We start from the raw sequence: 23,509 nt of genomic DNA on the forward strand, positions 1-23,509 counted from the left end.
AGGAAGTAAGCCGTGTCTCTTGAGTTTTATGTTGAAAAGTTCCAGAACCTGAATATGAACAGTGCTGGGGGCAAGAAAAGTCCGCACAAGGTGTGCATGCTACTTACCGTAATGGATTTAATTCAAGCGGGTCACCTGCTAAAGAACCGAATTGAGTTCAACCAAGCGGTGAAAGATCGCTTTAGCCATTACTTTGATAGTTTTGCTCAAGGCAATGATCGTAATACTCCAGAGAACCCGTTTTACCATCTCAAAAGTGAAGGTTTTTGGCACCTGAGTTATCACGTCGGCTTTGATGAGACAAACACCAAAAGATATTCAGCCAAAGCGATAGAGTATGCCTCTTTAGATCCTGAGCTGTTTGATTACATGAGTAGTTCAATTGTTTCTAATGACTTGAAAGATGCGCTTGTGGCGAATTTCGCCGATCTTCCATCCTTGTTCCGCCAATGGCTGCTAGACATTGGCAAGTCAGAGAAAACGGCGAAGAACTACGTGGGAGCGATTAGAGGCTCTATCTCACATTGGCTCGCAGATGCAGGTGAACTTGAACAGCCGCTCACTGAGGTTAAATCTTATAAGCAGTTTATTCGCTATGAAGAGCGGGTAAGGCAGTTGGATGAATTTAAAATTCGGGACTCGCGCGGTAAAGGGATGTATAGCGCTGCGTTAAACCACTACCATCAGTTCCTAGCCGATCTATCTCAGATTGATGTTAATGCCGATGTTCGCCGTGTTATGAGCGATAAAAAACTGACGGAAACAGAAAAGACGATCTTGATTAATACCCGAATGGGGCAGGGCCAATTTCGATCAAAACTGATCGAGATGTGGGGTGGCTGCGCGGTGACGGGCTATCGAAATACACAGCTTCTGCTTGCTTCACATATTAAGCCTTGGCGTAACTCAAATAACGAAGAGAGGTTAGATAAATATAATGGATTGTTGCTTGTTGCGAACTTAGATAAAGCGTTCGACCTCGGGTTTATATCCTTTGATGATAGCGGTAAGGTGATGATTTCAAAATACCTAGAAACGCCCGATGTTCTAGGTCTTAAGGAGGGAATGTCGTTTAATATCAGACGAGAGAATAAGCCTTATCTTGGCTACCATCGTGGGGTGTTGTTTAAAGGGTTCTAACTTTGCTCTGCATTTCTAATAAACAAACCAGACATCGCTGTCTGGCTTTTAATCAATTCTAATTCACGTGTCTAACTAACGACGGAAGTTTCGACTACGTGATGATTTCGCTTTGTGCGCTGACGCCGCTTTCGCTTGAGACTTCAAGATAGACTCAACGGTCAACTCCATTGGCTCTTTCGGCTTTAGGCCATGCGGAAAGGTACGAGCACGAGGGGGCAAGTCATACTCTTCAGCCGAAGCGCGAGGCATGCGTTTAAAGCGGTAAAGATAAAAGTTCTCTAGCTTCTCGCGAGCCCAGTCGGTTTTCTTTAAGTACTTAACACTGCTGGCAATTGACGGCTTGGTATGGAAGCAGTTAAAGCGCATTGCCGTATCAAGAATGTCCCAACCATAGAAATCCACCAACTCTTTAAGCATGGTTTCTAGCTTAAGACCGTGCAACGGGTTGTTCTGTTGCAGTTCAATTCTTTCTTCATCAGTCATCATAATAAGCTCCTGGTTTTTACATACCTAGCTGGTGGCTGGGTTGCTTCCGAGTTCGATAAAACAATGGTCGTTGGCCCTAAAAGTCGTTGGGGGCGGATACTAGCAGAGTTGACCAGCTTTCCCTAATTATCAATCAATAAAACGCTCTGTTGAGCATAGATATGGCGAAGATGTATACCGTACAAACAAAAACGCCACCCGTTTGGATGGCGTCTTGGTTTGACGAATTTGAAGTTAGACGGTGATTAACTCAGCTGCTTTCTTCATTGCTTCTTTGGTTGAACATTCAACCACGTTAGCGTTAGCAAAGCGCTGTGCATCTTTCACTTGAATGTCGTGAGCTAAGATAACCAGTTTAGCGTTAGCCACATCTAGGTCAGTGATGCGGTTCTGAATGCCGTTTTGACCTTGAGTTTCTACCTTAATCTTAATACCTGCTGCTGCACCTGCTTTCTCTAGCGCTTTTGCGGCCATGAATGTATGCGCTACGCCTGATGGGCAACATGTTACTGCTACGATGTCGTACTCACCTTCGCCAGCTACTGGAGCCGCTTGAGTTTGTGCAGGTGCTGCTTGTTCGATTTCTTCTTCTGACTCATCAGCGACTGGTTTCCAGAAGCCAACGATAACTGCTGTTGTAAGTGAGCCTAGTGCAATACCAACCACGTACATTGGGATGTTGCTTGATACAGGTGCTGTGATTAGGCCGCCCCATGGTGCGTGTAGTAGAACGTCTGTTAGGAAGCCAAATACACAGCCCACAATACCACCCGCTACGATTGAAGGAAGGACGCGCATTGGGTCGTTTGCTGCGAATGGAATCGCACCTTCAGATATACCGATAGAACCCATGATTGCAGCTGCTTTACCTGCTTCTTGTTCTTGCTTAGTGAATTTCTTCTTGAATAGGAAGGTTGCTAGCGCCATACCTAGAGGAGGCGTACAGATTGCGATGCCCACGCCGCCCATTAACCATGGTTGAGTATCAACTTGAGTTTGAGCGAATAGCGTTGCTACTTTGTTGATTGGACCGCCCATATCGAATGCAGTCATACCACCAAGAATCGTACCTAGAACTACTTTAGATGCGCCAGCCATTGAAGCTAGGAACTCGTTCATAGACGCCATGAACAGTTTGATTGGTTCACCGATACCCCAAAGAACGATACCAGCAGAAATCAACGTGCCGATAAGCGGGTAGATGAAGTAAGCACCTAGAGCGGTCATGTTTGCTGAAAGCGGGATCTTCTTAAGCTGGAATACTACGCCACCGGCAATGAAACCTGCCACGATACAGCCTAAGAAGCCGCCGCCCATATCAGCCATGATGCCAGAAGAGATCATCGCTGGTGCAAGCGCCGGTTTGTCAGCAATTGAGTAACCAATGAACCCGCCAAGGATGATAGGGAATAGCACTAGACCTTTAATACCAATGTTGGAAATATCTGCCAGTAAGCCATCAGCCGGAACCGCACCTTTACCTGATGCCATTACCGCTAGTGCCAGAAGTACACCACCCGCAACGATAAATGGAAGCATATGAGAAGTACCGAATAAAAGGTGTCCTTTCATGGTGCTGAGTAGTTTCTTAAAGTCGCTATTGTTAGTAGCTTGAGCTGTTAGGGTACTCATAATTACTACGCCTTATGAATTGATTAAAATATTAAGGATTTGTTGTTCGTCTTTCGCGTTATGGATTTCTTCAATGAACTCTTCGCTGAATTTTCCGAACAGTTCCTGAAGAACATAAATATGATGGTCGGCGCCGTTATCCGGTGATGCGATCATAAAAAACAGGCTTGGTTTGATACCGTCTTCGTCGCCATATTCGATGCCTTCGCGCTTTACTCCCACTGCGATAGCAGGATTAGTGACGGCTTGGCTTTTTGCATGTGGATAGGCAATACCATCCATAGAGGTGATGCTTAAAGATTCTCGTGTTTCAATATCATCTAAGAATGAAGATTTGTTATTAATACGCTCGTTGTCTAGCAGCATTTGAGCAAGTTCTTCAAACACTTCTTTTTTATTATTTGCTTGAAGGTTGCCTTTAATTAATTTGACGTTTGTTAGTTCAGTAATCATTTATTTTTTAACTCGAAGTGCTTATGCAATAGAGTTAATTTAATCCTTGCCGGTAAACTCGAAAATAGTAAAAAAAATCCAACTACTAGACTTTTGTATCCACCAAATTCAAGTGTGATTCGTATCATCAAATGAGGTCATAATTTTTGGAAGCTATGAATATAAAAACACCCCGCAATGGCGAGGTGTTAATTTTAGAACGCGATAGAGATTTATCTTTGCTGCAATTGCGTTAATGACCAATCACCGTGGTACTAGATTTCATTAGTATCAGTCCATCTAAGTAGGTTTTAGGACTCCAAAGGGTCGTTGCCTGATAATTTGTGTACTTATAAGTACCATTGATGTTTACGTAGGTACTTACTTTCGCACGAGGAGACAGGGTGATTGCCGATACGCCTGTATTTGGAACACGTACCACACTAGGGCTATTAGGCAGTGCTTTGCAAGAATGAAGGTTGGTAAAATTAACGCCTTCATAGATACACATTGCAGTGTCTTCGGACTCAATCAAAACCACAAAAACTCGATCATTGAAGTTGTCATTTAGGTTATATGTATTGTTCGGACCTAAGGTCATTATTTGACTATTATCCCGAATGTAGGTTGTTGTTGATATCGTTGCCCTATAGTTCGGTGCGATTGAGATCGATGACACTTGTTGATCAAAAGGTGCTGGAACACGCAGAGGCTTATTCAACGTTTTATTATCAAAGCAGTACTTAGCACCTGTCGCATTAACGTCTGCGAATAAACAAATCGTGCTGTCGGGATCCATTGATTGGTCAAGAACAGGGACATAGTCGGTACAAGACTCTAGGTTAACAGGAGATGAAAATGAAAAAGAAACGAGGGTACAAGCTTTAAGTTTGCTTATCGTATTATCTAACGCTCTCCCTATTAATTCCGAATTTTCAACAGAATAGTCAATTTTATTGTCTCTTACTCTATTTAGTTCATCGAGTTGTTCATGGTAGATAAAAGAAATATTACCCTTAGTCACGTCGACAGCTACTTTTGAGGTTGGTTTTACTCCGACATAGAACTTATTCAGCGCAGAAAAATTGACAAAAGAGACATCCACGTTTGCTTCATTACTTCTTGATTGCCTCTGTGAATTCTTATTGGTAGGCGCATAAGGCTGTGAACATATTTCATTTGCGCTTATTGGTTTAATACAAAACTTAACTGATCCAACATTCGCTTGCTCGTGAATGAAATAAATTTTGTTACTCACCTTTTGATGTGTAGGAGAGACCCAATAAGTTTCCAGTTCTATTCCATCATCAGTGAAGTTCTTAGCTAATTGACCATCAACGTAGCCGAATAACGCTGGGCCAGACTCAAGTTGATATTCATCTATCGAGACCTGATAAGCGTTAGCTGCTGGTATGGATAGTGTAAATAGGGCAAGAGTTGGTAACACTTTTATTAGTCGTGAAAAAAACATAATTCCCTCTATATGATTATTGAATTCCTTATGTTTATAGGGGGGATTCTTTTTACAGTAAACGGTTGTTTTTTAAGCGGTTGATATTGTCCCCAACTCTCTGCTTTAGTTGGTTGCTTATTCTTTAAATTTCATAAGAAAAGCCCTTTATTTCAGGGCTTTATTGGAAGGTAGATAAGGCTTAACTATAAGCGCGAGCGACTCGACCTGAGCAATCAATAGTGTATTGCTGCGCGTAAGCCGGAATAAAGACTGACTGACCTTTTTCGATGACACATTGCTCGCCACAAATGTGGGTAAGCACCATGGCTTCATCGAGAGGTAATAGAATTTCAGCGCCTTGAGTTTCTATTTCTCGCTGCTCAGAGTGCTCAATAATGGCGAATTTGAAGTCTTCGACCGGAATTGGATACTCCAACATGCCATTATTTTTAATGGGCTCTAACAACAGACAATCGATACGTTTTTCGTTGAAGCGAGTGCATGAAACGAGCTCTTTTATATCGAGATACTTAGGTGTTAACCCAGCACGCAGTACATTGTCAGAGTTCGCCATGATCTCAAGTCCTGTACCTTTGATGTAGGCGTGTGGTGTTTCCGCATCTAAGTACATAGCTTGACCTGGTTTTAAGACGATCACATTAAGGATGAGTGGAGCAAACAAACCGACGTCGCCTGGATACTGTTCTTCAAGCTCGGTGATGAGATTAAACAGCGGAGTCGGCGAGAGCTTGGCTTTCATGATAAGCATCATCAGCGCGATTTCTTTTTGTTCTCCTTGCAGTGATAGCAACCCTGAGAAAAAGCTTGCCAACCCATTCGGCGTTTGATCGCCCGATAGATCGTTAACCAGTGAGTTGAGCTCAGGAATATCAAGGTAGTTGAAATGCGCAAGGATCTCGCTAATCGGCCTAAAACCGTTCATCGCTGTATAGTCAGTCAATGCGTAGACCAATTCGGGCTTATGGTTCGCATCTTTGTAGTTGCGGTTGCTTGCTGACAATGGAATGCCTTGCTGCTCTTCATGCTCAAAACCAAGTTCGGCCTGATGTTTGTTTGGGTGTACTTGGATAGAAAGCGCTTTTTCAGCGGCAAGCACTTTAAATAGATAAGGCAGTTCGCCGAATCGACGGGCAATCTTATCACTTAAAAATAGGCTAAGGTTTTGGCTAATAAGGTTCGACAGTTTGGTCTGCTCGGTTCCAGTGTTAACCATTGAGCAACCGTTAGGGTGAGCACCCATCCAGATTTCTGCTTGCGGCTCACCCGCAGTGTTAGCAGTGCCAAACAGTTGAGTAAATGAAGATGAGCTGCCCCAAGCGTAGTTTTGAATGACATTAGTCATTGGATAAAAGACGCGTTCAAGCAGCGATTCGGTATTAATTGATAGTTCAGACATAGACATCACCATAAAGAGAAAAGCGGCTTGGACGTGTTGCCCAAGCCAATATCAATAGAGAAGGATTAAGCCGCTGCGGCTGTGTATTTCGCTTTACGAAGGTTCTTTAAGGTGATGCAAGTTAGCGCTGTGACACCCGCACCTGCTGCCATACAAACAAGGGCTAGCAATGGGTAGTTCATTGCGCCAAGGAGAGCAACAACAGGACCACCGTGAGCAACGCTGTTGGTGATGCCAAATGAGAACGCCATAACTGCGGCAACCATAGAGCCAAGGACGTTAGCAGGAATCACAGACATAGGGTCTTGCGCAGCAAATGGAATTGCACCTTCAGAGATGCCAACCAAGCCCATTGCGCCTGCAGCTTTACCTGCTTCAATTTCAGAAGACTCGAACAGTTCAAACTTGCGACCTAGTGCTGTAGCGAGAGCCATACCCAATGGAGCAACAGGGATTGCACACGCCATCGCGCCCATAAATTGAGTTTGGCCGCTAGCAATCATGCCGACAGAGAATAGGAACGCGACTTTGTTAAATGGACCACCCATATCAAAGCCAGCCATACCACCGAGTACGATGCCGAGAAGAACAACGTTACCTGTGCTCATGCTGGTTAGCATTGCAGTTAAACCATCCATTAGTCCTGCGATTGGTGCGCCGATAACAAAGATGAATAGACCTGCAATAAACAGTGAGCCGGTAATCGGAGCGATCATGATTGGCACAAGCGGCTGGATAAACTTGTGATAGTTGATTGAAGTAATAAACTTGACGAAGTAACCGACGAATAGACCAGCAACAATAGCACCGATAAAACCTGTGCCTGCTTCAGCGCCGTAGAATGAGCCATTGTTCGCAATCCAACCACCAATTAGGCCTGGAGCTAGGGCAGGACGATCAGCAATAGCGTATGCAATGTAGCCCGCAAGAATAGGGATCATTAGAGTGAAGGCGACTACACCAACTTCTAAAATTTGGTTCCACATGCTGCCAGCAGGAATTGCCATCCCCGCTTCACTCGGTTCACCACCTATTGCTAGAGCAAGGGCGATAAGTAAGCCACCAGTGACTACGAATGGGATCATGTGGGATACGCCGTTCATTAGGTAACGGTACAGATCGGAACGTGCTTGAGACGCTTTATCAGACACTGATTGCTGTGTGCTTGTGGTTTCGGCTTGGTAAGCTGGAGCATCAAGCGCTTGAGAAATCAAACCTTGAGCGTCACGAATTGGTGCTTTTACGTTAGTTTTAATCACTCGTTTACCGGCAAAGCGTGCCATATCAACTTGCTTATCACAGGCCACAACAATCGCATCAGCGCGAGCAATCTCTTCTTCTGTTGGACTGTTCTTCACGCCAATTGAGCCATTGGTTTCAACTTTGACCTCAAAGCCCATAGCATGGGCGCCTTTCTCTAACGCTTCAGCCGCTAGGTAAGTATGAGCAACACCGGCAGGACAACCAGTAACACCGATGATAAAGCCTTTGGTGTTCTCTAAAGGTTGTGTCTCTTCTGCTTGAGGTTGTTGTAATAGCAACTCAAGGGCTTGCTGAGGGGAAGTCGCGTTAATAAAACTTTCAACAAAACCATCTTCAATCAATTTAGAAGAGAGTTCAGCTAGTACTTCAATGTGGTGGTTATCACCGCCATCAGGAGAGGCGATCATAAAAAACAGTTTTGATGGTTGACCGTCGTCTGCGCCGTATTCGATACCAGCTTTGTGAATACCAATCACGACCGCAGGTTCAATCACCGCTGCACTTTTTGCGTGTGGGATTGCAATGCCATCTTCAAAGCCGGTATTACCCTCAGCTTCGCGTTTTTGGATATCAGCTAAGAAATCAGCTTTGTTAGAAATTCGACCTTGTTGGTGTAGGACTTCGATCAGCTCTTCAAATACTTCTTGTTTGGAATTGGCTTGAAGCTCAAGCTTAATTAAGTTCTCGTTGATCAGTTTGGTGATCATAATGGACCCCTAGTGCTTTTCTTGTTTTGTTAGGGGTATTTTGAAATCTATCAGCAACGCTCTGTAGTGAAGAAAAAATGCATTTACTGGAGGATTGTTGCGTTACGTGTAGAGTGTGATTTTGATCGGTTAGAGGTGTTAATTTAGGTCAATGTTGACAAAGAGTTATGTAAGATAAGCTCTTTTTAAACAAAGAATTAGAGCTGTTGGGCAACTTGGTTTACTGTCATTTATAGGCTCGTTAGAACTAGAAATTTATTGCCATAGCTGGATTTTTGTAACCTAGATCTCGGATTGTGATTTTGCTCAATAGCACTTCTTTCCCTGAAGGAGTATATCTAGGTTATTGGCACTTATTGTGCAGACTTACCTGTAGTTAGAGATGATTAAAAATGGTATTTCATGACTTAATCTCGTCAGTACTCAATGAACGAGAGCCTTTCCATAACATCTGGTTTGCTGGAGATTTTCATACGCCTCCAGCATTTAGTTATCAGGTAAACTTTCCGCGTCTTGAATTGGTGTTAGATGGTGAATACGTCAATGAAATGGAAAGTCATGAACGCAAAGTGACCAGCATTGTTGCTAAAACAGGTGATGCGATTTTTATTCCGCCAAACTGCTGGAATAAGCCTGATTGGGATACCGACTGTTCAGTACTAAGTATGCTATTTGGTCGCAGGCAGTTGGGACTCAGTCTAGTCAGTAAGCGTAAAGGGGAGGCGTGCTTTTACGACATTCAAAAGCACAGTATTCAAACACGGTCGGGCTTTGCGATAGACAATATTTTAGAAGCGTTAAGCTCGCTGGCGAGAGAAAACAATAAAAAGCCAATGGATGAGTTGTTGTTGCAAGCGTTACTGCAATACAGCAAAACGATGTTGGACGCACCAGTAGAAAAGTCGCAAAGTCGAGTACAGGATCTTTACCAAGGGATATGTATTTATATCCAAGAGAACTTTCACCGTCAGATCACCCGTGACAGCATTGCGACTCGTTTTAGTATCTCGTCGAATCACCTTTCTAGGCTGTTCCGTCAACAAGGGCATATGACGCTAGCAGACTATATTACGTGGGTTCGTATTGATCGTGCCAAGTTCATGCTTAAAAAGTACAATTTCAAGCTCAATGAAGTGTCAATGCGTTGCGGTTTTAAAGATGTGAACTATTTCTGCCGCGTTTTTAAAAATCGAACCGGAAGAACACCCACAGAATATCGTGGCTCCATTTAAGAAAGCTGCTTAAGACAATAATTGGGACATGGAGTACATCAGCAGCGCTTGAAGATCAACGCTGCTGCGCGTCAGTCGAAGGCGATCAGAAAGCTGATCGCAAAGTAGGTTTCGAGTTAGATTGGTGGCTGCGATAATCTGCTCACGCGTTGGCTTGGTAGGCATCACCAGTGCTATAGCTAGATGAACGTCTCCCATTTGAGAGGCCCAATCGATAGGACTATCGCTCGCAATGACAGCGATAGATACATGATCGATATTCTCAAACATTACGTGGGGCAGAGCGATGCCAGGAGTGACACACGTAGAAGAGCGCTCTTCCCGTTTAATGAAAGCGAGTAGCAGCTCATCTGGGTGGCCAGGATGAATCAATTGAGCCAGACCTTTGAGGCATTCGAATTTGGTGAGTTCCGTGTGTGCTTTAGCATAGTGCCATATAGTGTCACTAACGGGGCATAGCTGCGGTAAACGTTTTGCAAGCTCGCTAGAAAATTCATAATTATTCTGCGAGCCAATTAGAGTGTAATGCTCTGCAATAACATCTTTTAGGACAAAGCAGGCAAGTTCTGCATCGATCCCCATTGCAGTGATTTGGCACAGGTCGCCTTGAACTAGGCCGACTTGAAGCATCGCCACTGCTTTGGTTAGGTCTGCACTGCGATCGCGGGTTATGTTGATGATTTGAATCGTACTTTTAAACTTTTTCGCCAAACGACGCAGGGGCTGTGCAATGTGCGCACTTGCTTCTGCGTTTTCGACCAAAAAGGTAAGTTGGTATTCATTCATAACTAATGGACTGCTGGCCTAAGATGATTATCGACAGTGTTTTAGAAAGATTTTATCGACATTAACTAATACATCTTCGATAGAAACTCGGATCGCGTTGCTACCTTCAAAGCGTGCAGCTTGGTCAATATCAATGTCGGACACAATGAGCACTCTATCAGCGAGAGCGATATCTTGTAGTGTCAGGAGATTCTCTATTCCCATCGCACCTTGTGTTTCGACTTTGATTTGTACCTTATATTTGGGCGCAGCTTTGATAAGTGCATCTGCTGCCATATAAGTATGTGCAATGCCTGTTGGACAGGCGGTGACAGCGACTATTTTCACGATGTTTCTCGGCTAGTTATTTTTGCGAATATTAGCACAGCATAAAGTGCTGGCATTGATTTAGCACCATGATTCGAAAGACGCGCATCACAGTTTGATACGAGTGTTACAATAATCCAGTTATTGGTGTTTTCGTCCTATATCTAACACCATAGTCGCTGGTTAATCTATGTTCGAGCGTGAACATTGCAAGGTAAATACAATGGACATTACTAATCTAATTGAGCCAGAGATCATCTGTTTAGATCTTAAGGCGACAACCAAAGCTGACGCGCTCAAAGAGTTGGTTGGATTACTGGACGGCGCAGGAAAGCTCGCTGATCAAGAGAGGTTTCTAGCTGATTTATGGAAGCGAGAAGAGATTGGTAATACGGGCTTTGAAGACGGCGTAGCCATTCCTCATGCAAAAAGTGATGCGGTCACACAACCTGCAGTAGCGGTTGGGATAAGTCGAAGTGGCATTGATTATGGTGCAGAAGATGGTGAGTTGTCGCATGTATTCTTTATGCTAGCATCGCCGGATGGTGGCGATCATCACCACATTGAGGTCCTTGCTCAACTCTCAACTAAGTTAATTGAAGAAGAGTTTATTAGTCAGCTAAAGGCTGCGCAAAGTGTAGATGAAGCGTGTGATCTTTTGACTGATATCCAGCAGCCAAAGCACGAGTTTTGGGATGAGGAACCCCTGCCGCAGTATGAGCCATTGAGTCCATGGAAACTGCGTTTAGCGCATGTCAAAGAACATTTGTTGTTTGGTACCTCCCACATGATCCCATTCATCGTTGCTGGTGGGGTGCTACTTTCATTATCGGTAATGATTTCAGGTCATGGCGCAGTGCCTGAAACTGGCGTCCTTGCAGATATCGCAACAATGGGTATTGCTGGACTCACCCTGTTTACTGCTGTTTTAGGTGGTTACATTGCTTATTCGATTGCCGATAAGCCTGGTTTAGCTCCTGGAATGATTGGGTCATGGGTCGCCGTAGACCAATACAATACGGGTTTTCTTGGTGCGATAGTTGTTGGTTTCTTTGCTGGTTTTGTCGTACGACTACTTAAGAAGATCCAATTACCAGACAGCATGGCCTCTCTCGGGTCCATTTTTATTTATCCATTGGTGGGGACTTTCGCGACCTGTGGTTTAGTGATGTGGCTGATTGGCTCGCCTATATCGACAGCAATGGCTGGTTTGAATGATTGGCTAACCGGTATGGCGGGTTCAGGGAAGGTGATGCTTGGAACTGTATTAGGCGCAATGACAGCGTTTGATATGGGCGGCCCTATTAATAAAGTGGCGACTTTGTTTGCCCAAACCCAGGTTAATACGCAACCATGGTTAATGGGTGGCGTTGGTATTGCGATTTGTACACCGCCTTTGGGATTAGCATTAGCGACTTTCCTGTCACCGAAAAAGTTTAAACGTGATGAACGTGAAGCAGGTAAAGCGGCGGGTATCATGGGGATGATTGGTATTAGCGAAGGGGCAATCCCTTTTGCCGCGGCGGATCCTGCGAGGGTACTACCTGCCATCGTTGTCGGTGGTATTGTCGGTAATGTGATTGGCTTTATGTTTCATGTCATCAACCATGCGCCTTGGGGGGGCTGGATCGTGCTCCCTGTTGTCGATGGAAAGCTCGGTTATATCGTCGGTACGTTAGCTGGCTCATTAACCACAGCTCTGATAGTCATCTTACTGAAGAAAAACGTTCTTGATGAGGAAGAAGAGGCTGCGCTGGCCCGTGTCTATCATGCAATGGAAGGAGATGGGGAAGCCGAGATTCTGGCTGTAACGTCTTGCCCTTCAGGTGTCGCGCATACTTTTTTAGCTGCTAAGTCACTAGAAAAAGCCGCCTATACCATGGGTGTGAGAATTAAGGTTGAAACTCAAGGTGCGAATGGCATCAATAATCGCATTACGGAGAAAGATATAAAAAACGCGCGGATGGTGGTTTTAGCCCATGATGTCGCAATTAAAGAACCAGAGCGTTTTAAGGGAATGAAGACGGTCGATGTACCAACAAGAGATGCAATATTAAATGCACGGGCTTTACTTTATAGCCGACGCTAACCTGAATAATTTAGTCAATAGTCCCCCGACTATTATGCTCTTTGCTCCGCTATTATGGCGGAGCTTTTTTATATGTCCGAGCTGTGCGTTTAAGATAAATCTGATACCTCTTATCATCACTACTTATAAATTACTGATTATATATACCTCTATTGTAGGGGAATAAAATTGGTTTCCTCCCTATTTCTGATGTCTATCAATAATCGTTATATGATTTTATATTGTAGGAAATTTGGCTTCACATTAACTTTTCATGCTTATCAATATCTGATTGTTGTGTAGTAATATTCTTACTTTTGGTTTTATTATTCTTTTAATTCAAACAGTTATATATAATTGTTCTTTCAAGCATATTTGACTTTAAATCCTCTAATAATACTCTAACTTTCCAATATGTTAGGAAAGTGAAATGCCTTATTTTTATCGTACAGTCTCATTGATTCTATTGTTGCTAGTGTCTCTCACATTCACAAGTAAAGTGTTGTATGCACAATCAACAGAGGCTGATTCAAAGTCTTCTACTTTAACTTTCGGTGTTGTATCGAATGGAAATTGTGAGAATCATGCATGTGTATTGCTGACTAATACCTTCTTCTCGATTATGAATGATTATCTGCACAACATTGCTTCAGCGATGAATGTCGAAGTTGAACTCAAACCTTACCCTAATATTGATCAGCTTTTACTTGCGGTTGAGCATCAAGAAGTTTCTGGGGCGGTGGGATTCAGCCAAACGAAACAACGTGAATCTCGTTTCCTGTTCTCGAAGCCGTTTTTTACTAGTCGTATCGCCGTTTGGTACTCAGACAAGTCCTTAGTGGATAGTCGGCCAAGTGACTTGAGCTGGTCATGTGTAAAGGGTTCGTCTTACTGTGATCAACTTGAACGAGAGGGAATCTCAAAAATTAATTATGCAATAGATCTTGCCGATGCTATGAAAAGTATGCGCGATGGTAAAAGCAACGCATTGATTGATAGCTTTGTTGTACTTAGTACTTATCTTGACCAAAGCAACATTATTCGCGGCATGATTGATACGCCTGATTGGGTTCAGGGAGAAAAAGTAGGCTTGATTACGGCTAAGCAAAATCAATGGTTAGTGGATCAAGTTAATAACGTACTTTCTGTTGAGAAGTCAGGCAGAACTCTTCGCTCACTAGTATCCAACAACCGTTACCACACAATTGAGCGGAGATTGGCGAGATATCTCAATACAAAAGATAGCGACACTCCTATCACCTACAGTACTTCGGCAACGTCATACCCTTTTTTATTTCGTAATGAGAAGGGAGATATTGATGGTTTCTTGTTTGATTTTTTCGAGTTATTGAAATCACGCAGTGGCTTAAGGTTTGAGTATGTAGAGCCAGTAGAGACTGTAAATGGGAACCTCTCGGCTTTTAATTCAGATCTTGTTCCTGTTGCTTATGTTGATACCACCTTAATTCCAAATTGGCAGTTAACGAATCCTTTTATGACAGTTAATTATGTTTCTTTGACTAAAAAAGGAGCTGATTCAGATGATGCGGGTGCAATGAATACTGGCATATTGAGTGGTGTAGATAAAAAGGGGCTCGTTCACTTAGTTGGTTGGCAAGACCAACAGGTTTCACAATACACTGAGATACTATCTATTGTTGAAGACCTCAAATCAGGGGCTATTGACGTTGCGTATATACCTCAAGAGTTTGCCTACACCATTTTATTAAGAAATGATGCAGATGAATTAGAGATAGGTAAGCGTGACGTCTTAAAAGTTAATTTAGCGCTTGCTACTAAGGATAATCCTGCACTCAATAGCCTGTTAAATAGTTTATTCACCAGCATTGATGAAAATGAGCTGAAGAAGATCATGCGCGGGCATCGAAATATCAACCTAGTCAATGGTTACACTGCAGATAAGCTTTGGCAAATGGGGATTGGTGCTATTGCTGTTCTTGTTTTCTTCGCTTTGTTTACCTATTTCGCTATTTCTAATTTGAAGCTTAAAGTGAAATTAGCTGAGTCTAGCGCAAATCAAAGAGAGAAAGAGAAGGAATGGTTTAAATCCATCATATCTGAGCTTGATAGCTGGATCTTCATTCATGACAAAGACAATAACCTTTTGCTTAGCAACTGCAATGACTACCTTAATAAACGTAATTTAAGTGATCACGATGGAGCAGACACCTCTAGTTGTTATTTAGTTGATAATGCGACTGAAGTGGACGAAGTGCTGAAAGGGAAAGTAATAGCCGATTTCCATGAGGTAAAAGACTGTAATCAGAACCTTGTTCATGTTCATAGACAACGCAAAGCGATCCGCTCGTTAATTGCGAACAGAGAGTATGTGTTGACGGTAATCGATGATATTACAGAGCAAAAGCAGCGTGAGACAGAATTAATCAGCACTCGTGAAAGTGCCCAACAAGCCGTTATTGCGAGAGAACAGTTTTTGGCAACGATGAGCCATGAACTCCGAACTCCTATTGCTGCGATTCAGGGGTTGTTAGAACTTGCTTGTCTTAGAGAGTCGCATACTGGCACAACAGATTTGCTTGTTCAGGCGCAGAAATCGACGCGCCATCTGAACACCTTAGTTGATGAGGTGTTGGATTTTTCTCAGCTTAATGCTGAACAGCTAATCTTAAGCCCCAATAAAGTGAATTTGCTTGAACTGTTGTGCGAGTCTATTCGATCTCACGAACAAGTCGCTCAAGCGAAGGGGCTGCTGTATCGAGTTGAAGTCAATCCTTTGGTGTCTAGATATGCCTTAATCGATGATCTGAGACTGGTACAAATCCTCAATAACTTACTTTCCAACGCGATTAAATTCACGGCTTCTGGTTTCGTGAAAATCGAGGTCAATGGTACGCAGTCGGATTTAAGAATAACCATATCTGATACTGGGATTGGCATGTCCAAAGAGCAGCTGACTAAAGTACTTAAACCCTTTACTCAAGCGGATGCTGGTGTGACAAGGCAGTATGGTGGTTCTGGTTTAGGTTTAAGTATCGTTGATAAGTTGGTTACCTGTATGCAAGGAACTATGACAGTAGAGAGCATTCCTAATGTCGGATCTGTATTTAGTCTCACTATTCCTTTTGACTCTGCAGAGCCTGAAGATGGTGAGATTAGTCAGCTGACCTATTCTGAGGAACTGCCAATTGCTTTAAAGCAGTGGTGTAGAGTCTGGGGGATGTCGGTCGGATCCAAACACACTAACGTGTCATTGAGTGGGGAGGATCGAATTGCAATCTCTGTTCAGGGACAGGCAGTGGAAATGTTGTCGGTAGAAGAGTGCCGTTATCCAGACATCATACAAAAGCACTTGATTCAATCACGTGTCGAAACAAACGAGTCTACAGAAACTCACTCGCTAGTTGGTAAAGTGTTAGTTGCTGAAGACAATGAAATCAATCAAAACATCATCAAAATGCAGTTAGATGAGTTTGGTGTGCAATATCACATTGTTGGTAACGGTAAAGAGGCGTTCAATTGCTTAAAGAGTTCTCAAAACATTTCTGTGGTTTTAACCGATTTTCATATGCCTGAAATGGATGGCTTTGAACTGACTCGGCTAATTAAGAGCAGTCCTACCTATCGACATTTACCCGTGATAGGGATCACTGCTGAAGATGCCCGAGTCGCGAGTAAACTGGGTGAAGAGTCTGGCGTCGACACGGTGTTATGCAAGCCATATAGTATTGAAGTATTACACACAATCTTAAAAGAATATTTAACAGAGGCCCCCTCTATTTAATCTGACTTCTTGAGTGAAATATTCAGTAAGTAGTAATTCTGATGGTTTTTCCAAGTCGTACATACTTATAAATCAATATCAATAATATCATAAACTTATATCTAAGGTAGTGAGGCTTGTACTTATGAAGTGGTCAAGTATGACTCTAAAAGACTGCAAATGGGATGTAATGTCCAAAGCGACAGTATTCGCGTTTATTGCTTATGTTGTTATTTTATTTTATTACTCAGCTGTTGAGTTAACGAATAAAAAAACCAAGTTTGCGTACTCAACAGAATTTATCGATAAACAAAAACAGCGTTTGGTATATACATCCCTTTTTGTTAACACAGTGCTTTATATTGATAATGATATATTAGATAACGTCTACTCAGAAGCGGATAAATATGGAATTGATATCTTTATTTACCCTCTTTCTGGTCAAGAGCCTAAATATGAAGGCAGTGAAGATACAGTTATGTCATCAATGGTTTATGCATTTGGGAATATGAATTCATTTATTGAAGATGAGAACGCATTAACGTATTACCGCTCTTATGAAGGCTTAGGAAAGATCTTTACTTTAAAAGAAATTGACGGTTCGAAGTTAGGCAGTGACACGATCGGAAAGGAACGATGTAGAGAGAATAATTTATGCTCAACATATGCAACTAAGGAATCACTTTCTGATCGGATTCTTGTTTCCAATGTATACCGTGACCAAATTACAGGAGCGACAAGCATTACACTTTCTAGCCCTGTAATTGTGCAAGGAAATATTATTGGGGATATTAGTGTTGATATGTACCTTGAATCCTCGATGACTGCTAATAGCTCAAGTGTAGAGAATAATAATAAAGGAGGAATTAACTATATCACAATTAACTACCCAGGCTATCCAATGTATGACCTTTCATTCCGCTCAACATACGTGGTTGATAATAAGTCAGTAATAGTATACGAATACCCATTAAGTAAATTGTTTATTGATACTTTGCCGATCCTAGCAACTTTATTCATTATCTCAGTTTTTGGTACGGTACAGTACAAAAGGTATAAATCTGAAAAAACGATGATATCTCGAGTATATGAAGAGTCAAATCGGGATGATATGACAGGTTTATACAATAGAAAAATTTTTAGCACTCAAAAATTTCTGTCGGATACAGTAAATCAAACACTGGCTGTATTGGCGATTGATGGCAATAAGCTTAAGCACATCAATGACACATATGGACACCATTATGGAGATGCGGCAATTAAGTGTATTGCTGATTCAATGACTTCCGTCTTTAGAGAGTCTGATTATCTAGTGAGATCCGGTGGTGATGAGTTTCTTGCCATCTTGCCTGGCTGTACAACAGAAAGAGCATTGGAATTAAAGGAAAGACTACAACAAGAACTCTCACGTAAAAGCAGCAGCCTTCATAATATTAAGGTTTCAGTAAGTGTTGGTATTGCATTTAAAAGGCCAGAAGATGATTTGGAATATGCCTTAGTCGCTGCTGATGAAAGCCTTTATGAGGATAAGTCATCGTCTAGAGAAGCAGAGTCATAAAAGGTCGATTCTATGGTTCAGTGTAACTCACATATAGCTTGGTTATTGGCTTACCCACCAGACTCTAGAGCGCTATTAGCTGAGTCTTTTATCGAAGTCATGAGGGATGATGCCATGGTGCTTAGGAAAGCGCACAACACTGGTGGTAGCTTGGTCGAGCCTTTGCATAAAATTAAAGGTGGCCTCGCGATGATCGGATATGACTCACTCTATGAGAAAGCGAAGATGCTTTTGGATTACCTTCTAGATCAAATGTCAGTAGAACCTTTTGAAATAGATTGGTTTGTTCGTGAGCTCGAAAGCAGTGTTGCTAGTGTTGAGCGTTGGTTCTTTGATTCTGACAACGTCTGAAAGTCATGAAAAATTCAAAATTAGACGTAAAGCAATTTAAAGTGCTGGTGGCCGATGACTCACGCTTAGTATGCAATTCAATTGTTGTAACACTGCGAGAGATTGGTTTTGATAGCAACAATATTATGTGTGCTTACAAACCAACGGATGTGATCAACTTCTGTAAGAATTATCAGTTTGATATCGTCATTTGTGACTATAACTTCAACGCCAAATTAAATGGGTACCAGTTGCTCGAAGAGTTGAAGAGCATGAAGTTACTGACTAGCCAAACTTTCTTTGCTTTTCTGACTGGGGAGAATCAGCCTAAGGTTGTACGCAGTATCATCGATAGTGAGCCTGATGACTACCTGTTAAAGCCATTTAATAAGCCTTTTCTTTCTTCAAGGTTGTACTCAGGTTTAAGAAGAAAGCGAGCATTGGCCCCTATTTATCAAGCCCTCCAAGAACAAGACTATCAGGCTGCTGTTGATGAGTGTGAAAACCTGAAACCGTTTTTGGCTGAATATGCTCTAACTATAGGGTTGTTAAAGGCGCGTTCATTAACGGCGCTAAAAGAATACCGTAAGGCTGTAGAAGAGTATGAGCTGTTACTTCAAGCGTACGAAAGTGATTTGCTCAAAGTACGATTGGCACATGTTCTCATTGCGATAAATGAGAGGGAAAGAGCCAGTGGTGTGCTTACGACGCTCGATAACCGCGACAACAATCCCTACTTTCATGATGAAATGGCATCAATAAGTCTTCAAAAAGGCGAGCTCGCTGAAGCGATTACTCATCTAAAAAAGGCAACACTCCTAATGGAAGTCGGTGCTGAACGTGAACTGATCGTCTCCAACCTGTCTTTAGCGATTGAAAACTATGAAGATGCTTTCGCCTTCATTAAACGATATACAGAAAAGAACGAATGGACGTTCCGTGATAATGAACATATCAATTTGAACTACGTACGGTGTTTTTTATATCGATTTAATGAGAGTGACGCTTCTAATAATTTTGAAAATCAATTAGTGCTTATTGCTTCGAAAATAAATGCGTTGTCGAAGCACCAGTCATTGAGCTTTCAATCTGAACTACTCAATATACATATTCATATTGTTAGAGATGAACTGCGTCAAGCCAGTACGAAGCTTGCTGATTTGGCGGTTGTAAACGATATGCACTTTTACGATTACTATCACTACGTTTACTTGCTCGACAAGTTAGGTCTATCAAAACAGATTATTGATACCTTACCTAATATGAGGCGTTCAATCAGAGGTGAGCAAGGCAATCACATCAAACGTAGTCAGGAACATATGGCGCAGAATTTCGAACAGCTCCATGCTAATAAACAGCAAAAAATCAGAGAGATAAAAGAAGCCTTGGCGCAGCTCAGTCGGCAAGGAGAAAAAGACAATAGTGTATTCCTTGAACTTTATGTTCAGCTTAAGAGCTTGATGCCACACTCAGTTAAGGTTCGTCTCGCCATTATTCGTTTAGTCGCTGATAATGACTTCCCAGCTAAGGATTATAAGAGACTTTGCAATGTACTTGCTGAATGCCACCGAGTGATCCTTACGCAGCTGACGAGCAGTGAAAAAAATCGCATGAACTACAAGGAGCTATACGCTAAAGCGATGTCGAATGTTGCCTAAATCGTTAGTTAACGGAGTAACGTTTTCCAGCCTTTGGCGGTTGCTCCGTTGTTTCTTGAACAGGGACAGAATTGGAACCCAACTGCACCCATTTAAGCGCGCCATTGGTTTCAAAATCATTGGCGTTTGTGCACAACATGTAGTGTTCGCCCACTTGTAGAATTGCGCCGTCAGAATAGGCTTGATCTTGGTAATAACAGACTCTTTTAGCCACTTCTGAGGCATTGATTCCAATTACGGGTTTAGCTGGTGTGGTGATAATATTGGCAAAGGTAGGCAAGCTGATCATTGCTAGCGCAAGCAAAGGGAAAGGCTTCATTATCGCACTCCTAAATCACACCATATTTTCGTTCATAGCGGGGTAACATACTCTCATTGCCGAGTATGCCGCCTTGGTGAACGTAAATAATCGTCTTATGTGGGTTTTCTTTATACCATGATTGTAGACATTGCCACATCATTGGATCATAAAGCAGGTCAAACTCAACGTCAGTTTCATCAAGTAGCTGCTGCCAAACTAGATAATCCTGTTTATAGAGCTTACCGAAATGATGCTTAGTTTCGAGTTCAAGAATTGTTGGATGATCAGATTCGCCCAGTTGCTTGAACTGTTCAATGAGATATGTTCTCCCACCGACACATGGACAGGTTATAACCTCGATCTCATGGGGCTTCAAAAATTTATGGAGATAGAGGGCGGTAGTGCCTGTTCCTGCTGGTAGCGCTACGACGAAATTACGGTTTGGTTCAAATCGGCTCCAAGATAGAATCTCGCTAGCAAGTTGCTGGATGCCTTTCTGTGAAATGTTGCTTCGCCCACCTTCAGGAACGACAAGGCAACTTTGGTCGGGTTGGCGAATTTGCGCAATGTATTCCGCCGGGTGAAGCTGAGAATCCGACACTGGGATCACTTTTGCACCAAGTTCCAATGCTCCACGATAATTGCCAATAGGATTTTCCGCTAGCCAGCTCGGGATTCGATCGACATAAAACTCCAGCTGCCAACCTTTAATTGCTGCCAAAGCTGACAAAGAATAAAGCGAATTTGCCTGAGCGCTGCCATAACTGATTAGCGTCTTTACTTCAGAGGAGTCGTGCTCTAACAAAGCCATAAACTTACGGGCTTTATTCCCACTAAAATGGCTATGAAGTTGATCATCACGCTTTAGAAAAAAGGGAATGCCATCAAAATGGTGTTGGGTTATCGGTGTATTGGCAAGTTTCATTTGGTCTAATTGCTAAGAAACGGGCGACCATATTACCCAATTGTCGCCGATTAGTATCAAACTGGATCAAACTTTATTGTAGCAACGCAGCCTCTGGATTCGTGGTTCTGTATGTCAAACTGCCACTCATATCGTTGGCATAAATCATCAACAATCAATAGTCCTAAGCCATGCCCTTCCAAACTAGGAGTGTCACTAAGACCGGGGCCATCATCGATCAATATCAACGCATCCTTTGAGACTTGAACCGTTATTTTTCCTTGGTCAGTGGCGGCAATAGCATTACGCAGTAGGTTGCCCAAAACCATGTTGATAACAGGTTCAGTGGCTCGGGTGGTCGGTGAACCGGTAACAGAAAGTTCTATGCTAAGGTTCTTACTCGAAGCTTGCACGGTATTGGTATCAATGATCGATTCCAGTTCACTTCTGCTCACTTCCCTAAGCGGGGTTTCAGTAATACTTCGCTCGTAGCGGACGATGGACAATAGCGCATCGACCATGGTGATCATTTCACGGGTAGCATCTTCAATTCGCTGTATCTGTCTTCCTTGGAAATCAGTAGACTCTGCGCGCATTAACAGTTTATTCGCGCCTTTTACGACGGTTAGAGGTGTTCTTAATTCATGGCTAGCGTAGCGAGCAAAAGCTTGTTCTCGTTTGAGAGTTTGCTTTAGCTCAGTTCGGTATTGATTCAATCGATTAGAAAGTAGATGAAACTCCTTGGCGGATTCTGGCTTAATTGAGAAGGCACGCTCAACATCTATCGATTCTTGGTTCAATTGTTCGGTGATATCGTTGAGAGGTTCAATAAGACGGATAGACAGGCGATATAGGATCGTACCGAAGGCGAACATCAAGGTCGCCACAAACATGGTGACAATAGCCCCCGAATACACTAATTCGTCAACGCCAAACTCGACTCGATCAATCAGTGAAAGTAGAACCAGAGACTTAGTCTGACCTTTATCGGTATATTGGCCTTTGAACACCATATGGGACAAAGGGTCAAAACCGTCGCCAATCTCCCCTAAGTAATCTTCTTTGGACTCCAATAAGTCTTGGTACTCTTTTGGTACCAAAGTCATGTCGTTATAGGCAGTGGTCAACTCGTCAAGCCTGATCTGACCTTGTTCTCCCGCTAAGAAACGTTCGACGGCGGCGTCTCTATCAATCAGAATTCGTCGTTCTCCAACTCTATCTTCAGACCATTGCAATGCGAGGTAGAAAATACAGAAGCTGACGATACCCACTGTGATGGATACCGCAGTAAAGAATATCGCTAAGTGGCCTGTTAAGGTCTTGGTGTTAGAAAACGAAGGGTTGAACATTAAGCGTCCTCTAGGCGGAAACCAATCTTAGGTATGGTGGTTAGCATTGGTGTCGCAAAAGGTTTATCAAGCTGGTTTCTTAACTGATAGATATGGCTTCGCAGCACATCATTGTTAGGTTCACTTTCTTGCCAAAGCTTCTCAGATAACTCTTGTCGTGTTACTACTTCGGGTGCTTTTTGACACAGCAGTTCCAGTATTGTGTATGTCGTTGGGTTGAGCGCCAGTAGTTTATCTTCTCGGTACGCTTGACGAGTTTTTTGGTCGATCTTTAAGCTAGAAAATTGAATGACGGTATTGGCAACTTGGCCACGGTAGCGTTTGATCAATGCTTGAATGCGAGCTTCTAGAATCTCCAAATCAAAAGGCTTAGTTAAGTAATCATCAGCCCCATGTTTAAAGCCTTTTAGCATATCTTCACGGTTATCGAGAGCGGTAAGCATTAGCACCGGTGTATTGATTCCTGCTTCACGTAATTTGTTGCAGACGGTCAGCCCGTCCATACGTGGTAACATTAAATCAAGGAGGATTAGATCAAATGACCCTTCTAAAGCAAGCTGAAGTCCAAGCTCCCCATTGTCTGCATAATCAAGTTCCATCCCTTCACATTCGAAGTAATCAAATAAGATGCCTGCAACTTCACGGTTATCTTCGACTAGCAATACTTTATTCATAGTGTTCTCTCAATTTTAGACAGCAGAATGATCTCAATCTGACTGTGGAAAAAACGTGAACAACAACC

Annotated in this window: 19 protein-coding genes; 7 read left to right on the forward strand and 12 right to left on the reverse strand. The window is 42.6% G+C overall.

Going from position 1 to position 23,509, the window contains the following annotated elements; all coding sequences use genetic code 11:
- The first annotated feature begins 12 nt into the window (after positions 1-12).
- A complete protein-coding gene (locus AAFX28_RS14330) occupies positions 13-1,140 on the forward strand; it encodes an HNH endonuclease (RefSeq protein WP_408688625.1) in 1,128 nt (375 codons plus the stop codon).
- A 75-nt stretch (positions 1,141-1,215) separates the two neighbouring features.
- On the opposite strand, the gene AAFX28_RS14335 is transcribed toward AAFX28_RS14330, so the two are convergent.
- The 6 genes from AAFX28_RS14335 to AAFX28_RS14360 form a co-directional block, all read right to left on the reverse strand.
- Positions 1,216-1,629 (reverse strand): VF530 family DNA-binding protein, encoded by a 414-nt coding sequence (locus AAFX28_RS14335; protein WP_408688626.1) that lies wholly within the window; start codon positions 1,627-1,629, stop codon positions 1,216-1,218.
- Positions 1,630-1,863: 234 nt separating this feature from the next.
- On the reverse strand, positions 1,864-3,261 hold the full coding sequence (locus tag AAFX28_RS14340; protein ID WP_408688627.1) for a fructose-specific PTS transporter subunit EIIC: 1,398 nt from the start codon (positions 3,259-3,261) through the stop codon (positions 1,864-1,866).
- Between the two features lie 12 nt (positions 3,262-3,273).
- Complete coding sequence (locus AAFX28_RS14345) at positions 3,274-3,714, reverse strand: PTS sugar transporter subunit IIA (RefSeq protein ID WP_408688629.1); 441 nt, start codon at positions 3,712-3,714, stop codon at positions 3,274-3,276.
- A 232-nt stretch (positions 3,715-3,946) separates the two neighbouring features.
- Positions 3,947-5,164 (reverse strand): hypothetical protein, encoded by a 1,218-nt coding sequence (locus AAFX28_RS14350; RefSeq protein WP_408688630.1) that lies wholly within the window; start codon positions 5,162-5,164, stop codon positions 3,947-3,949.
- Positions 5,165-5,345: 181 nt separating this feature from the next.
- Positions 5,346-6,563 carry a mannose-6-phosphate isomerase, class I gene (gene manA / locus AAFX28_RS14355; protein WP_408688632.1) on the reverse strand — a complete coding sequence of 406 codons (1,218 nt, stop codon included), beginning with the start codon at positions 6,561-6,563 and terminating at the stop codon, positions 5,346-5,348.
- A gap of 65 nt (positions 6,564-6,628) precedes the next feature.
- Positions 6,629-8,533, reverse strand: coding sequence for a fructose-specific PTS transporter subunit EIIC (locus AAFX28_RS14360; protein ID WP_408688634.1), 1,905 nt, complete (start codon positions 8,531-8,533; stop codon positions 6,629-6,631).
- A 392-nt stretch (positions 8,534-8,925) separates the two neighbouring features.
- Between AAFX28_RS14360 and AAFX28_RS14365 the strand changes: the two genes are divergently transcribed.
- The gene (locus tag AAFX28_RS14365) at positions 8,926-9,765 is read left to right on the forward strand and encodes a helix-turn-helix transcriptional regulator (RefSeq protein WP_408688636.1); all 840 of its coding nucleotides are present in this window, start codon (positions 8,926-8,928) and stop codon (positions 9,763-9,765) included.
- 9 nt (positions 9,766-9,774) lie between these two features.
- On the opposite strand, the gene AAFX28_RS14370 is transcribed toward AAFX28_RS14365, so the two are convergent.
- Both AAFX28_RS14370 and AAFX28_RS14375 read right to left on the reverse strand, forming a co-directional pair.
- Complete coding sequence (locus AAFX28_RS14370; RefSeq protein WP_408688638.1) at positions 9,775-10,551, reverse strand: PTS sugar transporter subunit IIA; 777 nt, start codon at positions 10,549-10,551, stop codon at positions 9,775-9,777.
- Between the two features lie 27 nt (positions 10,552-10,578).
- Positions 10,579-10,878: a PTS fructose transporter subunit IIB gene (locus AAFX28_RS14375; RefSeq protein WP_408688640.1), complete on the reverse strand. Its 300-nt coding sequence runs from the start codon at positions 10,876-10,878 to the stop codon at positions 10,579-10,581.
- A 202-nt stretch (positions 10,879-11,080) separates the two neighbouring features.
- Between AAFX28_RS14375 and AAFX28_RS14380 the strand changes: the two genes are divergently transcribed.
- The 5 genes from AAFX28_RS14380 (at position 11,081) to AAFX28_RS14400 (ending at position 20,213) form a co-directional block, all read left to right on the forward strand.
- Positions 11,081-12,946 (forward strand): fructose-specific PTS transporter subunit EIIC, encoded by a 1,866-nt coding sequence (locus AAFX28_RS14380; RefSeq protein WP_408688642.1) that lies wholly within the window; start codon positions 11,081-11,083, stop codon positions 12,944-12,946.
- Between the two features lie 409 nt (positions 12,947-13,355).
- Positions 13,356-16,688, forward strand: coding sequence for an ATP-binding protein (locus AAFX28_RS14385; RefSeq protein ID WP_408688643.1), 3,333 nt, complete (start codon positions 13,356-13,358; stop codon positions 16,686-16,688).
- Positions 16,689-16,827: 139 nt separating this feature from the next.
- Entirely contained in the window at positions 16,828-18,225 is a 1,398-nt protein-coding gene (locus AAFX28_RS14390) for a diguanylate cyclase domain-containing protein (protein WP_408688644.1), read from the forward strand.
- Positions 18,226-18,237: 12 nt separating this feature from the next.
- Positions 18,238-18,576, forward strand: coding sequence for a hypothetical protein (locus tag AAFX28_RS14395; RefSeq protein WP_408688645.1), 339 nt, complete (start codon positions 18,238-18,240; stop codon positions 18,574-18,576).
- Positions 18,577-18,581: 5 nt separating this feature from the next.
- Positions 18,582-20,213, forward strand: a complete 1,632-nt coding sequence (locus AAFX28_RS14400) for a response regulator (protein ID WP_408688646.1) — start codon at positions 18,582-18,584, stop codon at positions 20,211-20,213.
- Positions 20,214-20,217: 4 nt separating this feature from the next.
- Here AAFX28_RS14400 and AAFX28_RS14405 read toward each other — a convergent pair whose 3' ends face one another.
- Genes AAFX28_RS14405 through AAFX28_RS14420 form a run of 4 tightly spaced genes read right to left on the reverse strand, consistent with a single transcriptional unit; the run spans position 20,218 to position 23,441 of the window.
- Positions 20,218-20,532, reverse strand: coding sequence for a DUF1496 domain-containing protein (locus tag AAFX28_RS14405; RefSeq protein ID WP_408688647.1), 315 nt, complete (start codon positions 20,530-20,532; stop codon positions 20,218-20,220).
- A 10-nt stretch (positions 20,533-20,542) separates the two neighbouring features.
- The gene (locus tag AAFX28_RS14410) at positions 20,543-21,439 is read right to left on the reverse strand and encodes a pyridoxal-phosphate dependent enzyme (protein ID WP_408688648.1); all 897 of its coding nucleotides are present in this window, start codon (positions 21,437-21,439) and stop codon (positions 20,543-20,545) included.
- Between the two features lie 56 nt (positions 21,440-21,495).
- The gene (locus tag AAFX28_RS14415; protein ID WP_408688649.1) at positions 21,496-22,767 is read right to left on the reverse strand and encodes a sensor histidine kinase; all 1,272 of its coding nucleotides are present in this window, start codon (positions 22,765-22,767) and stop codon (positions 21,496-21,498) included.
- Positions 22,767-23,441, reverse strand: coding sequence for a response regulator transcription factor (locus AAFX28_RS14420; RefSeq protein WP_408688651.1), 675 nt, complete (start codon positions 23,439-23,441; stop codon positions 22,767-22,769). The genes AAFX28_RS14415 and AAFX28_RS14420 overlap by 1 nt, the downstream gene beginning before the upstream one ends.
- Between the last annotated feature and the right edge of the window lie 68 nt (positions 23,442-23,509).

It is taken from the genome of Vibrio sp. TBV020 (genome assembly GCF_046056895.1).
Classification (GTDB): domain Bacteria; phylum Pseudomonadota; class Gammaproteobacteria; order Enterobacterales; family Vibrionaceae; genus Vibrio.